Here is a 12,665-nt window from a genome sequence, read left to right on the forward strand (position 1 = left end):
GTGACGACGACGAACAAGGCCGACCACGGCGGCGACGTCCGCCTCTCCGGCATCAGCAAGACCTACGGCTCCTTCACCGCCGTACACCCGCTCGACCTGACCGTCCCGCAGGGCTCCTTCTTCGCCCTGCTCGGCGCCTCCGGCTGCGGCAAGACCACCACCCTGCGCATGATCGCCGGCCTGGAGGAGCCCAGCGGCGGCACCGTCCACCTCGGCGAGCAGGACGTGACCGCGCTGCCGCCGTACAAGCGGCCGGTGAACACGGTCTTCCAGTCCTACGCCCTCTTCCCGCACCTCGACATCTTCGAGAACGTCGCCTTTGGCCTGCGCCGTCGCGGCATCAAGTCGGTGAAGAAGCAGGTCGGGGACATGCTCGACCTCGTGCAGCTGGGTGAGCAGGCCCGCAAGAAGCCGCACCAGCTCTCCGGCGGTCAGCAGCAGCGTGTCGCCGTGGCCCGCGCGCTGATCAACCACCCCAAGGTGCTCCTCCTCGACGAGCCCCTCGGCGCCCTCGACCTCAAGCTGCGCCGTCAGATGCAGCTGGAGCTCAAGCGCATCCAGACCGAGGTCGGCATCACCTTCGTCCACGTCACGCATGACCAGGAGGAGGCCATGACGATGGCCGACACGGTCGCCGTGATGAACGCGGGCCGCGTCGAGCAGCTCGGCTCACCGACCGACCTCTACGAGAACCCGCGCACGACCTTCGTCGCCAACTTCCTCGGCACCTCCAACTTCATCGAGGCCGAGGTCGACTCCAAGAGCGGCGACGACATCGTGCTGAAGGCGGGCGGCGGCAAGCTCGTCCTGCCCGAGGCGCGGTGCAGCGCGGCCACCACGACCGGCGGCAAGGTACTGGTCGGCGTCCGCCCCGAGAAGATCTCCCTCACGCATGCCGACGAGGCGGGCGAGATACCCGAGGGCCGCAACCGCATCACCGGCAGGATCGCGGACTCCTCCTTCATCGGCGTCTCCACGCAGTACGTCATCGACAGCCCGGTCTGCCCCGAGTTCGAGGTCTACGCCCAGAACATCGACCGCGACGACCGGCTCGTACCCGGCGCCGAGGTCGTCCTGCACTGGAACCCGGCGCACACCTTCGGGCTCGACGCCGCTCAGGACATCGACGCGGGCATCCAGGAAGAGGCGGCGGTCTGATGGCGACACTCACCGAGGCGCCTCCGCCTCTCTCCCCGACGGCCCCCGAGAAGAAGCCCCCGCGCAAACGCGGCCGCCTCGTCCCGTACTGGCTCCTGCTCCCCGGCATCCTCTGGCTGGTCGTCTTCTTCGCGCTGCCGATGATCTACCAGGCCTCCACGTCCGTGCAGACGGGCTCCCTGGAGGAGGGCTACAAGGTCACCTGGCACTTCGCCACCTACTGGGACGCCCTGTCCGAGTACTACCCGCAGTTCCTGCGCTCGGTGCTCTACGCCGGCTCGGCGACGATCCTGTGCCTGATCCTCGGCTACCCGCTCGCCTACCTCATCGCCTTCCGCGCGGGCCGCTGGCGGAACCTGATCATGATCCTGGTGATCGCGCCGTTCTTCACCAGCTTCCTGATCCGCACCCTCGCCTGGAAGACGATCCTCGCGGACGGCGGCCCGGTCGTCGGCGCCCTCAACACGCTGCACGTCCTGGACGTCACCAGCTGGCTCGGCATGACCGAGGGCGACCGCGTGCTGGCCACGCCGCTCGCGGTCGTGTGCGGTCTGACGTACAACTTCCTGCCGTTCATGGTCCTGCCGCTCTACTCCTCGCTGGAGCGCATCGACCCACGGCTGCACGAGGCGGCGCACGACCTGTACGCCAAGCCGATCACCACCTTCCGCAAGGTCACCTTCCCGCTGTCGATGCCCGGCGTCGTCTCCGGCACGCTGCTGACCTTCATTCCGGCGGCCGGCGACTACGTCAACGCGGATCTGCTCGGCTCCACGGACACCCGCATGGTCGGCAACGTCATCCAGACGCAATTCCTGAGAATCCTGGACTATCCGACGGCCGCGGCTCTTTCCTTCATCCTCATGGCCGCCATCCTCGTCATGGTGACGGTCTACATTCGCAGGTCCGGGACGGAGGATCTGGTTTAAATGACCGTCGTCAACTGGCTCAAGCGCAATCTCGTCGTCATCGCGGGACTGCTGACGCTCGCTTATCTCCTCCTGCCCAACGTCATCGTGACGATCTTCTCCTTCAACAAACCGAAGGGGCGCTTCAACTACGAATGGCAGCAGTTCTCCACGGACGCCTGGAAGGACCCGTGCGGCGTCGCCGACCTTTGCGGCTCGCTGTCGGTCAGCCTCCAGATCGCGTTCTGGGCGACCCTCGGGGCCACGCTGCTGGGCACGATGATCGCCTTCGCGCTGGTCCGCTACCGCTTCCGCGCGCGGGGCGCCGTGAACTCGCTGATCTTCCTGCCGATGGCGATGCCCGAGGTCGTGATGGCGGCCTCGCTGCTCACCCTGTTCCTCAACATGGGTGCCCCGCTCGGCTTCTGGACGATCCTGATCGCCCACATCATGTTCTGCCTCAGTTTCGTCGTGACGGCGGTGAAGGCGCGCGTGATGTCGATGGATCCGAGGCTGGAGCAGGCGGCGCAGGATCTGTACGCCGGACCGTTCCAGACGTTCGTCCGCGTCACCCTGCCGATCGCCGCCCCGGGAATCGCGGCGGGCGCGCTGCTCGCCTTCGCGCTCTCCTTCGACGATTTCATCATCACCAATTTCAACGCGGGCTCCACCGTCACCTTCCCGATGTTCGTCTGGGGCTCGGCCCAGCGCGGAACGCCCGTTCAGATCAACGTCATCGGTACGGCCATGTTCGTCGTCGCCGTACTGTTCGTCCTGGCCTCCATGGCCATCGGAAACCGCCGTAACAAGCAAAAGGCATAAGCCCCCGTAGGGAGTTGAAATCATGGCCCCAAGCGCCATGAGTTCTGGCAATCACTGGACGAAGGCACTCTCTGAAGCCCAGCCGGTCCCGTACTGGCTGGAAGACCCGGGCAAGCCCCACCCCGAGCCCGCCCTCACCACCGCCGAGACCTGCGACCTGCTGGTCGTCGGCGGCGGCTACAGCGGACTGTGGACCGCGCTCATCGCCAAAGAGCGCGATCCGCAGCGGGACGTGGTGCTGCTCGAAGGCCGCGAGGTGGGCTGGGCCGCCTCGGGCCGCAACGGCGGGTTCTGCGCCGCCTCCCTCACCCATGGTCTGCCCAACGGGCTCGCCCGCTGGCCGGACGAGATCCACCGGCTCCAGGAGCTGGGCGCCCGCAACCTCGACGAGATCGAGAAGGCGGTCGCCCGCTACTCCCTGGACTGCGACTTCGAGCGCACCGGCGAGATCGACGTCGCCACCGAGACGTACCAGGCGTGGGAACTGCGCGACTGGTACGAGGAGTTGAGCGAGAAGGGCCTCGCCGAGGGCATCGAGTTCCTCGACGCCGACGCGGTGCGGGCACAAGTCGACTCACCGACATTCCAGGCGGGCCTCTACGACCGCCGGGGCGTCGCCATGGTCAACCCGGCCAAGCTGGCGTGGGGCCTGAAGCAGGCGTGCCTGGACCTCGGCGTCCGCGTCCACGAGCACACCCCCGCCCTCACCCTGAAGCCGTACGGCGCCGGCATGGTCGTACGCACCCCCTACGGCCAGGTCCGCGCCCGCAAGGTCGCCCTTGGCACCAACATCTTCCCGAGCCTGGTCAAGCGGGTCCGCGCCTACACGGTCCCGGTCTACGACTACGCCCTGATGACCGAGCCGCTCAGCGCGGAGCAACTGGCCTCGATCGGCTGGAAGAACAGGCAGGGACTCGGCGACTCGGCGAACCAGTTCCACTACTTCCGCCTCTCCGCCGACAACCGCATCCTGTGGGGCGGCTACGACGCCATCTACCCGTACGGCGGCCGGGTGCGCGCCGAGTACGACGACCGCCCGGAGACGTACGCCAAGCTCGCCGGGCACTTCTTCACCTGCTTCCCGCAGCTGGAGGGGGTCCGCTTCACGCACGCGTGGGGCGGCGCGATCGACACCTGCTCGCGCTTCTCGGCGTTCTATGGCACGGCTCATCAAGGCAACGTGGCGTACGCGGCGGGCTTCACGGGGCTCGGCGTCGGTGCGACCCGGTTCGGCGCGGACGTGATGCTGGACCTGCTGGCGGGGGAGAGTACGGAGCGGACGCGGCTCGAGATGGTCCGCAAGAAGCCGCTGCCGTTCCCGCCGGAGCCCTTCGCCTGGACCGGCATCGCGCTCACCAAGTGGTCGCTGGCCCGCGCCGACGCGCACGGCGGGCGGCGCAACCTGTGGCTGAGGACGATGGACAGGCTGGGCCTCGGCTTCGACAGCTGATGTGACTCAGATCACCTTGGATCGATCGGGAGAACCCGCGTAATGCCCGCCGGTGACCTCCCTCTCCCTCCGTGACGCGACCGGCGTCCACGAAGGAAAGGGAGGTCACCGTCATGACAGGGGCGAAGTCGGCGGTCGACTGGCTGGCATCCGTAGCTCCGAATCCCCAGGCCTGCCGCTGGGAGTGGGAGCGCAACCCCCTCGGGGTCGCGCTGCTGCCCGCCGGCAAGGCCTGGGACGTACTCATCCTGCCGGGCGAGCTCGGCTACCCGACCCTCGACGTCCTCACCCGCATCATCGACCAACTCGGCCCGGTCCTGGTCGACTTCGGCGACTCCCGGATGGGCTTCTTCGTGCCGCCCGGCACGGCCGCCCGCTGGCTGGGCACCGGCATCCGTACGGCCGGAGACGGTACCTGGATCGTCGTCCCGTACCCGGGCCGCGCCGCCGGCGCCGTCCGCTGGCTGGTCCCACCGGACGGCACCGGCACCCTCACCGACCCGGCCCTCCTCGAACTGGCCATGCACGAGGCGGCGGCGAGGCTGGCCGCGGACGGGGAGGGCTAACCTGCGTGAACCCTTGACAGGCCGGATTGGTCTGGACCAAATTGTGTGCGGCTCCACCCTCCAATTCCCCCATGCCTGGAGGCACTTGTGGATCGCTTCAGACCGCTCGCTCTCCTGACCGCCGCGGCCCTGGCCCTGCCCGGCGTCACCGCGCTCTCGTCGGCCGCCCGTGCGGCCGACACCGACCTGGCCCGCAACGGCGGTTTCGAGGCGGGCCTCGACGGCTGGACCTGCACGGCCGGTACGACCGTCAACTCACCCGTGCGCAGCGGCAGTTCGGCGCTGCAGGCGACCCCGGCCGGTGGTGACAACGCCCGGTGCGCGCAGACGGTGACCGTGAAACCGGACTCCCAGTACACGCTGTCCGGCCATGTCCGCGGCTCGTACGTCTACCTGGGCGCGAGCGGCACCGGCACCACAGATGTCTCCACGTGGACCCAGTCGGCCCCCACCTGGCAGCAGCTCACGACGACCTTCCGCACCGGCCCCTCCACCACCCGCGTCACCCTCTACACCCACGGCTGGTACGGCACCGGCGCCTACCACGCCGACGACATCTCCCTGGTCGGCCCGGGCGTGGACGCGGGACAGCCGCCCGCGGCGCCGACCGGCCTGAAGGCGGGCGCGGTCACCTCCTCCAGCGTCGCCCTGACCTGGTCCCCGGTCCCGGGCGCGACGAGCTACGCGGTCTACCGCGACGGCGCAAAGGCCCAGACGGTGACCGGCACGTCCGCGACGATCAGCGGACTGTCGCCCTCGACGGCGTACGGCTTCCAGGTCGCCGCCGTGAACGACGCCGGCGAGTCGGCGAAGTCGGCCACGGCGACCGCGACGACGACCGCGGGCACCGGCGGCCCCGTGAACCTCCCGGCCCACGCCCTGGTCGGCTACCTCCACGCCAGCTTCGCCAACGGCTCCGGCTACACCCGCATGGCCGACGTCCCGGACAGCTGGGACGTCATCGACCTGGCCTTCGGCGAACCGACCTCGGTCACTTCAGGCGACATCCGCTTCGACCGCTGCCCCGTCGCCGAGTGCCCGAACGTCGAGTCCGACGCCGACTTCAAGGCGGCGATCAAGGCCAAACAGGCGGCCGGCAAGAAGGTGCTGATCTCCATCGGCGGCCAGAACGGCCAGGTCCAGCTGACCACCACGGCGGCACGGGACACCTTCGTGACGTCGGTCTCGAAGATCATCGACGAGTACGGCCTCGACGGCCTGGACATCGACTTCGAGGGCCACTCGCTCTCCCTGAACGCCGACGACACCGACTTCAAGAACCCGAAGACCCCGGTGATCGTCAATCTCATCTCGGCCCTGAAGACCCTGAAGGCCAAGTACGGCGACGACTTCGTGCTGACCATGGCCCCGGAGACCTTCTTCGTCCAGCTCGGCTACCAGTACTACGGCACCGGCCCGTGGGGCGGCCAGGACCCGAGAGCTGGGGCGTACCTGCCGGTCATCCACGCCCTGCGCGACGACCTGACGCTCCTGCACGTCCAGGACTACAACTCGGGCCCGATCATGGGCCTCGACAACCAGTACCACTCCATGGGCGGCGCCGACTTCCACATCGCCATGACCGACATGCTGCTGACCGGCTTCCCGGTCGCGGGCAACGCGAACAACGTCTTCCCGCCCCTGCGCCCCGACCAGGTGGCGATCGGCATGCCCGCCTCGACCAACGCGGGCAACGGCCACGTCCCGCCCGCCGAGGTCACCAAGACCCTCGACTGCCTGACCAAGAAGACCAACTGCGGCTCGTACGCGACGCACGGCACCTGGCCCGCGCTGCGGGGGCTGATGACGTGGTCGATCAACTGGGACCGGTACGGCGGCTGGGAGTTTCAGCGGACGTTCGACGGCTACTTCGGCTGAGGGCTGCCTCGGCTGAGGAAGAGCCACAACGAGACCAGGAGCACCGCGCACAGGCACCAACTGGCCACGACATCCAGTGGCCAGTGGTAGCCGCGCCGGACCAGCCCGAAACCGACGGCCGCGTTGACGACGGCGCAGGCGATGACCAGCTCGCGGCGGGCGTAGGCGCTGCGCAGCCACGGGAGGAGGAGCAGGGTCGCGGCGCCGTAGGCGACGGCGGCCGTGGCGGTGTGCCCGGAGGGGTAGTAGCCGGTCCCCGGGGGTACGGCAGGGGTGCCCGGGCGGTCGGTGAGTTCCTTGAGGGGCACGACCAGGGCAGGGACCAGCGCCATCAGGACGGTCGCCGCGGTGGCCGGCAGCCACCAGCGGTCTGTACCAGTGAAGCGGGCACGCCGGGCGACGTAGAGGAGGACCGCGGCGAGGACCGGGACCGCCACCTGGATGTTGCCCAGGTCGGCGAGGAGTTCGGAGAAGCGGTCCGGATGGACCAGGGCCCGGCTGACTCGCTCGTCCACACGCACAAGCGGCCCGTCCGCTACGACCTGCCAGGTGAACAGGACGAAGAGGAGGGCCGGAGTGCCGAGAAGGAGGAAGAGGGAGGTCGGCCGCCCCGGAACAGGGGGGGTGGTTCCGAGGCGGCCGTCCGGATCGGATGGTCGCGCGCCCCGGGGGGTTTGGGGCGGGCGACTGTCCGATCGGTGAGGAGATCCGGAGCCGGAGGCTCCGGTTGTGTGCGCGAGGGCACGACCAGGTCGAAGCTGGGGAGGCCTCGACCCGATGTCACCCAGAGTCCCCTCTGGGCGGGGTGTATCTCTCATCTGGTTAGAACCTACGACAGGGCGAGGGCGTAAGACAGGCGGAATCGCGTCCTGACATCCACCTCGCACACCTTCTTCACACGCTCTGACGGTAGCCGCCCCAGCCCCGGAACCGCGAGCGGTGTCAGGGCTGGGGCGGATGAGACTCCCGAGGCGGGGACCTGTCGCTCACCAGTGGTTTTGCTGTGACCTCAGATGCGGGCGAAGGCCTGCTCGATGATGTCGAGACCCTCGTTCAGGAGGTCCTCGCCGATGACCAGCGGCGGCAGGAAGCGCAGCACGTTGCCGTAGGTGCCACAGGTCAGGACCAGCAGGCCCTCCTGGTGGCAGGCCTTGGCGAGCGCGGCGGTCGCCTCCGCGTTCGGCTCCTTCGTCGAGCGGTCCTTGACCAGCTCGATGGCGATCATCGCGCCACGGCCACGGATGTCGCCGATGATGTCGAACTTCTCGGCCATTGCGGTGAGGCGGGCCTTCATGGTGGCCTCGATCGCCTTCGCCCTGGCGTTGAGGCCGAGCTCCTTCATCGTCTCGATGGAGCCCAGCGCACCGGCACACGCCACCGGGTTGCCGCCGTAGGTGCCGCCCAGGCCGCCTGCGTGCGCCGCGTCCATGATCTCGGCGCGGCCGGTCACGGCGGCGAGCGGGAGACCGCCCGCGATGCCCTTGGCGGTGGTGATCAGGTCCGGGACGATGCCCTCGTCCTCGCACGCGAACCACTGACCCGTACGGCAGAACCCGGACTGGATCTCGTCGGCGACGAAGACGATGCCGTTGTCGGAGGCGAACTTGCGGATCGCCGGGAGGAAGCCCTTGGCCGGCTCGATGAAGCCGCCCTCGCCGAGGACCGGCTCGATGATGATCGCGGCGACGTTCTCGGCGCCGACCTGCTTGCTGATCTGGTCGATGGCCTGCGCGGCGGCCTCGGGACCCGCGTTCTCCGGGCCGGTCGGCCAGCGGTAGCCGTACGCCACCGGCACCCGGTAGACCTCGGGCGCGAACGGACCGAAGCCGTGCTTGTACGGCATGTTCTTCGCGGTCAGCGCCATCGTGAGGTTGGTGCGGCCGTGGTAGCCGTGGTCGAAGACGACGACCGCCTGGCGCTTGGTGTACGACCGCGCGATCTTGACGGCGTTCTCGACGGCCTCGGCGCCGGAGTTGAACAGCGCCGACTTCTTGGCGTGGTCACCCGGCGTCAGCTCCGCCAGCGCCTCGGCGACGGCGACGTAGCCCTCGTACGGCGTGACCATGAAACAGGTGTGGGTGAAGTCGGCGAGCTGCGCGGTGGCCCGGCGCACGACGGCCTCGGCGGACGCGCCGACGGACGTCACGGCGATGCCCGAACCGAAGTCGATGAGCCGGTTCCCGTCGACGTCCTCGATGATGCCGCCGCCCGCACGCGCGGTGAACACGGGCAGCACGGAGCCCACTCCCTGCGCGACCGCGGCGGTACGGCGGGCCTGCAGTTCCTGCGACTTCGGGCCGGGGATGGCGGTGACGACGCGGCGCTCCTGAGGAAGTGCGCTCATAAGGGGCTCCCGGGGTTTTACGGACGTTTGTCTTCTCTTTTCTCGCAGGCTAGGGCCGTGAGCGGGGGGTGGGCATGCTCCATGTGGGCGTTGTCAGCGGCTGCGGTTGTCCGTCGTGGACATAGCGGCGTCGGCGTGAAGGATCCGGAAGCGATCGGGTTCCGCCGGATCCCGGTCAACGACTTGGATGGGCGTCCCGGCCCACTGCCACACGCTGATGCCCGGCGTGCGGGAGAACCGGATCTGCCCGCGGGTGCCTTCGACCGCGACGCGCGGCCAGGACTCGGCAATGTGCCTCCGGTCCACGCCATGGGAACGGAGCACCTCGGCGAGGACGGCGACCGTGTCGTAGCCCTCGAAGGCGACGAAGGAGGGCGCCTCGGCCAGCTGCTCGCGCAGGGTCGTCTCGACTCGTGCGCCGAGTGGGCTGAGGCGCTCGGGCAGGTAGCGCAGGAACGGGATCGCGGCGCCGTCGTGGCCCAGCGACGTCGCCCATTCGGCGAACTCCGGTTGCCCGGCCGGAGCACCGATCATGATCTCGGCGAGGCGCTGGTCGCCGCGGACGGCCCTGACGATCGGCACGGCCGGATCCGGGTGGCCGACCAGAAGAAGGAGGGCTGTCGCGCGACGGTCCACGAGTTCGTCGCACACGGCCGAAGGGGTGAGCGCGCTCATGTCGAGTTCGATGACGGAGCCGCCGCGTGCAGTGACGTAGTCCCGCAGAATGCGGGTCCCGGTCGCCCAGTAGACACTCGGCTGGGCTGCCACGGCGATACGGCTGTGGCCCGCGCCGAGCAGGAAGTCCGCGTAGACCTGCCAGCCGCGGGACTGCGGCGGGGAGAGGCGCGCGACCCATTCCGTCGGCTGTTCGGTGAGCGCGTCGAGAACCGCCGACGAGCAGAGGTACGGCAGGCCGAGGGCGTCGGCCCTGGTGGCGGCGGCGCGAGCGACGACGCTGTGATACTCCCCGGCCAGGGCGGCCACGCCCAGGCGAGCCAGTTCGTCCACGGCCGCCGCGGCCCTCTGCGGATCGGCCGCGGTGTCTCGGACCACCAGCTCAAGTGGTCTCCCGACGATCCCGCCGGCGTCGTTGACTTCGCGAACGGCCAGTTCGAGGCCGGCGAGCAGGTGTTGGCCTGCCTCGATCCAGCCAGGTCGACTCAGCGGAACGAGGGCGCCGATCCGGACGGATGATCCGGGTATCTGGGTGACCATGCCGGACATTGCATCCACCACCGTCGCCGACGGGCAACCGATTATCCGCCCCGTCTGCCGCCACTGTCCGTTCCGTCGGCCGTGTAAGCGGTGAACTCCCCAGGCTGGGGCGTTAGATTGACTCGCTGATGGTGGATGCAACCGATGGAACGGCTGGTCAGGGGGCAAGGGCGATGGACAGCGACGGGACGCAGGACGCGCGGGGCACGCACGCGACGCCGGTGCCGCGTCCGGCGATGCCGCCGGAGGTCCCTGCGGTGCCGCCACGGCCCACGCGGGCACCCGGTGTCTCGGGGCCGGAGGGATCGTTTCTGGCGTGGCTGCGGGCGCCACGACCGCAGGCGCAGCCCGGCGTGTGGCGGTTCGGGCATGTGCCGCGGCCGGACGAGGAGCCCGAACAGATCCCGGCGCGGCAGCTGCTGAGCGGGGCGGTGATCGCCTTCCTGGTCGGCTGGCTGGTCTGGTCGCTGCTGTGGAACGGTTATCTCGGCGGCTGGTGGGTGCTGCCCCTGGAGCTGTTCACCCCGGACTCCTGGCGGGAGAACAACGACCGCGTCGGCAACGCCGTCCTCTGGTACAGCTACTACACGCTCATCGCCCTCGCCATCATGCTCGCGGTCGGCCGCCTGGGCCGCTGGGGCGAGGTCTGGCGCCGCTACGGCCCGCCCGCCTGGCGCCGTTCCGCCCCGGCGCCCGAGCGTCCGCCGGCCCCCGAGCAGGACCCGGCGTCCTGGCCCGCGCTGCGCGCCGCCGGGGCCTCCGACGCAGCCGAGCGGCTCGCCACCGACGCCCGCTCCGGGCTGATGCGCGACGTCGACTACGCCCGGATCACCCGCGCCTGGCAGGGCGTGCGCAGCGGGAGCCATGACCTCTCCGCCTTCTCGGGCGCCGTGCTCCGGGACGGCGCCGCCGCCTGTCTGCACCCGTCGGGCGCGCGTGACCTGCCCGCCCGGACCGCCCGGCACGACCTGGTCAGCGGTCAGGTCCGGCTCGGCACGACCGCCGACGACCCGCGCAACCCCTACGCCTATCGCGGCACCGGCCTCGGCCTCGGACCCGACCTGCTCGGCACCTCCTTCCTCGCCGTCGGCCCGGCCGGCTCCGGCAAGACCGGGACCGTGGTGCGGCCGCTCGCCGAGTCGCTGTGCCTGCACGCGCTGGCCGGGCGGGCCGCCGTCGTCGTGGTCGGCGCGGCGGGCGCCGGGCTCGGACCGGAGGACGCGTACGACGTCGTCGTACGGATCGGAAATCCGGAGTCCGTCTACGACCTGGACCTGTACGGCGGCAGCGGCGACCCGGACGAGGCCGCGGCCGTGCTCGCCGAGGCGCTCGTCGGTGACCTCGCCGACCCGCATCCGGGCAGCGACAGCCGCCGCTCCACGACCGTGCTGGCCCAGCTTCTCGGTCCGTTCCGCGCGGTGCACGACCGCTTCCCGTCCGTGCCGGAGCTGCGGCAGCTGCTGGACGGCGCTCCCGGGGCGCTCGGTGCGCTGCGCACGGCGCTGGAGGGATCCGGGCAGGAGTCGCTCATCCGGGAACTGGACGCGCGGGAGCGGCAGTTGGGGCAGCCCGGCGATGTGTCGGGCGTGCTCGCGGACCGGGTGGCGCTGCTCGACCGGCCGGCGTTCGCCGGATTCTTCGACACGTCCGGACAGTCGCGGCCCTTCTCCCTCAAGGCCCTCGACCACCCCGTCCGGGTCCGCATCGACCTGCCCGCGCGCGGGCACGCCGAGGCCTCGCGGATGCTGGCGCGGCTGGTGCTGGCCCAGTTCACGGCGAGTATCGCGGTACGGGAGGACCGGTCGCTGTTCGCTTGTCTGGTGCTGGACGACGCGACAGGCGTCGTGACGCCCGAGGCCGTGCGGGGCATCCAGCGGCTGCGGTCGGGCAACGCGGGCGCCGTGCTCACGCTGCGCAGCCTGGACGACGCACCGAGGCCGCTGCGCGGGCCGCTGCTCGGGGCCACAGGGTGCCGGATGGCGCTGGCCGGGGTCACGCCGTGGGACGGGCAGGACTTCGCCGAGGTCTGGGGCAAGGAGTGGACCGAGGCGCGGGACGTCACCGACCGGCAGATCATCGCCGAGACGCCGGCCGGGAAGGCGGTGCACGCGCTGCGGCGGGTGATCACCGGCAAGGCGCCGACCGCGCGGGCGGTGACCGTACGGCAGGTCGAGCGCGAGCGCTGGTCGGCGTCCGAGCTGGCGCACGGGGTACCGCCGGGGCACGCGGTGCTGTCGCTCACCAGCGTGCAGGGCGAGCACGCGCCACCGTTGCTGGTGGATCTGCGGGGGTGACCTCGGCGTCCGGGCGTGCGGCCGCGAGCC

The 12,665-nt window shown here is 70.3% G+C and carries 10 protein-coding genes; 7 read left to right on the plus strand and 3 right to left on the minus strand.

The window, feature by feature from the left end; all coding sequences use genetic code 11:
* The 6 genes from ACIA8X_RS21190 (at position 1) to ACIA8X_RS21215 (ending at position 6,782) form a co-directional block, all read left to right on the plus strand.
* Complete coding sequence (locus ACIA8X_RS21190; RefSeq protein ID WP_393450376.1) at positions 1-1,158, plus strand: ABC transporter ATP-binding protein; 1,158 nt, start codon at positions 1-3, stop codon at positions 1,156-1,158.
* Positions 1,158-2,087 carry an ABC transporter permease gene (locus ACIA8X_RS21195; RefSeq protein ID WP_393450373.1) on the plus strand — a complete coding sequence of 310 codons (930 nt, stop codon included), beginning with the start codon at positions 1,158-1,160 and terminating at the stop codon, positions 2,085-2,087. The genes ACIA8X_RS21190 and ACIA8X_RS21195 overlap by 1 nt, the downstream gene beginning before the upstream one ends.
* On the plus strand, positions 2,088-2,888 hold the full coding sequence (locus ACIA8X_RS21200; RefSeq protein WP_393450370.1) for an ABC transporter permease: 801 nt from the start codon (positions 2,088-2,090) through the stop codon (positions 2,886-2,888).
* 22 nt (positions 2,889-2,910) lie between these two features.
* A complete protein-coding gene (locus tag ACIA8X_RS21205; RefSeq protein WP_393450367.1) occupies positions 2,911-4,338 on the plus strand; it encodes an NAD(P)/FAD-dependent oxidoreductase in 1,428 nt (475 codons plus the stop codon).
* Between the two features lie 113 nt (positions 4,339-4,451).
* Complete coding sequence (locus ACIA8X_RS21210) at positions 4,452-4,904, plus strand: hypothetical protein (RefSeq protein ID WP_393450365.1); 453 nt, start codon at positions 4,452-4,454, stop codon at positions 4,902-4,904.
* An 87-nt stretch (positions 4,905-4,991) separates the two neighbouring features.
* Positions 4,992-6,782 carry a chitinase gene (locus ACIA8X_RS21215; RefSeq protein WP_399458865.1) on the plus strand — a complete coding sequence of 597 codons (1,791 nt, stop codon included), beginning with the start codon at positions 4,992-4,994 and terminating at the stop codon, positions 6,780-6,782.
* Here the strand turns inward: ACIA8X_RS21215 and ACIA8X_RS21220 are convergent.
* From ACIA8X_RS21220 to ACIA8X_RS21230, 3 genes are all read right to left on the minus strand, one after another.
* Positions 6,770-7,570 (minus strand): phosphatase PAP2 family protein, encoded by an 801-nt coding sequence (locus ACIA8X_RS21220; RefSeq protein WP_393451096.1) that lies wholly within the window; start codon positions 7,568-7,570, stop codon positions 6,770-6,772. The genes ACIA8X_RS21215 and ACIA8X_RS21220 overlap by 13 nt on opposite strands.
* Positions 7,571-7,791: 221 nt before the next feature.
* The gene (gabT, locus tag ACIA8X_RS21225; protein WP_399458866.1) at positions 7,792-9,126 is read right to left on the minus strand and encodes a 4-aminobutyrate--2-oxoglutarate transaminase; all 1,335 of its coding nucleotides are present in this window, start codon (positions 9,124-9,126) and stop codon (positions 7,792-7,794) included.
* Positions 9,127-9,219: 93 nt separating this feature from the next.
* Positions 9,220-10,350 carry an ABC transporter substrate-binding protein gene (locus ACIA8X_RS21230; RefSeq protein WP_399458867.1) on the minus strand — a complete coding sequence of 377 codons (1,131 nt, stop codon included), beginning with the start codon at positions 10,348-10,350 and terminating at the stop codon, positions 9,220-9,222.
* 164 nt (positions 10,351-10,514) lie between these two features.
* Between ACIA8X_RS21230 and ACIA8X_RS21235 the strand changes: the two genes are divergently transcribed.
* On the plus strand, positions 10,515-12,635 hold the full coding sequence (locus tag ACIA8X_RS21235) for an ATP-binding protein (RefSeq protein WP_393450353.1): 2,121 nt from the start codon (positions 10,515-10,517) through the stop codon (positions 12,633-12,635).
* The last annotated feature ends 30 nt before the right edge of the window (positions 12,636-12,665 follow it).

Source organism: Streptomyces sp. NPDC051738 (assembly GCF_044453205.1).
Lineage (GTDB): Bacteria > Actinomycetota > Actinomycetes > Streptomycetales > Streptomycetaceae > Streptomyces.

Excerpts from the sequence above, each read along its gene's own strand:
- ACIA8X_RS21205 (WP_393450367.1), top strand. The coding sequence starts at position 2,911 with ATGGCCCCAAGCGCCATGAGTTCTGGCAATCACTGGACGAAGGCACTC.
- ACIA8X_RS21235 (WP_393450353.1), top strand. The coding sequence starts at position 10,515 with ATGGACAGCGACGGGACGCAGGACGCGCGGGGCACGCACGCGACGCCG.
- ACIA8X_RS21195 (WP_393450373.1), top strand. The coding sequence starts at position 1,158 with ATGGCGACACTCACCGAGGCGCCTCCGCCTCTCTCCCCGACGGCCCCC.
- gabT (WP_399458866.1), bottom strand. The coding sequence starts at position 9,126 with ATGAGCGCACTTCCTCAGGAGCGCCGCGTCGTCACCGCCATCCCCGGC.
- ACIA8X_RS21210 (WP_393450365.1), top strand. The coding sequence starts at position 4,452 with ATGACAGGGGCGAAGTCGGCGGTCGACTGGCTGGCATCCGTAGCTCCG.
- ACIA8X_RS21230 (WP_399458867.1), bottom strand. The coding sequence starts at position 10,350 with ATGTCCGGCATGGTCACCCAGATACCCGGATCATCCGTCCGGATCGGC.
- ACIA8X_RS21200 (WP_393450370.1), top strand. The coding sequence starts at position 2,088 with ATGACCGTCGTCAACTGGCTCAAGCGCAATCTCGTCGTCATCGCGGGA.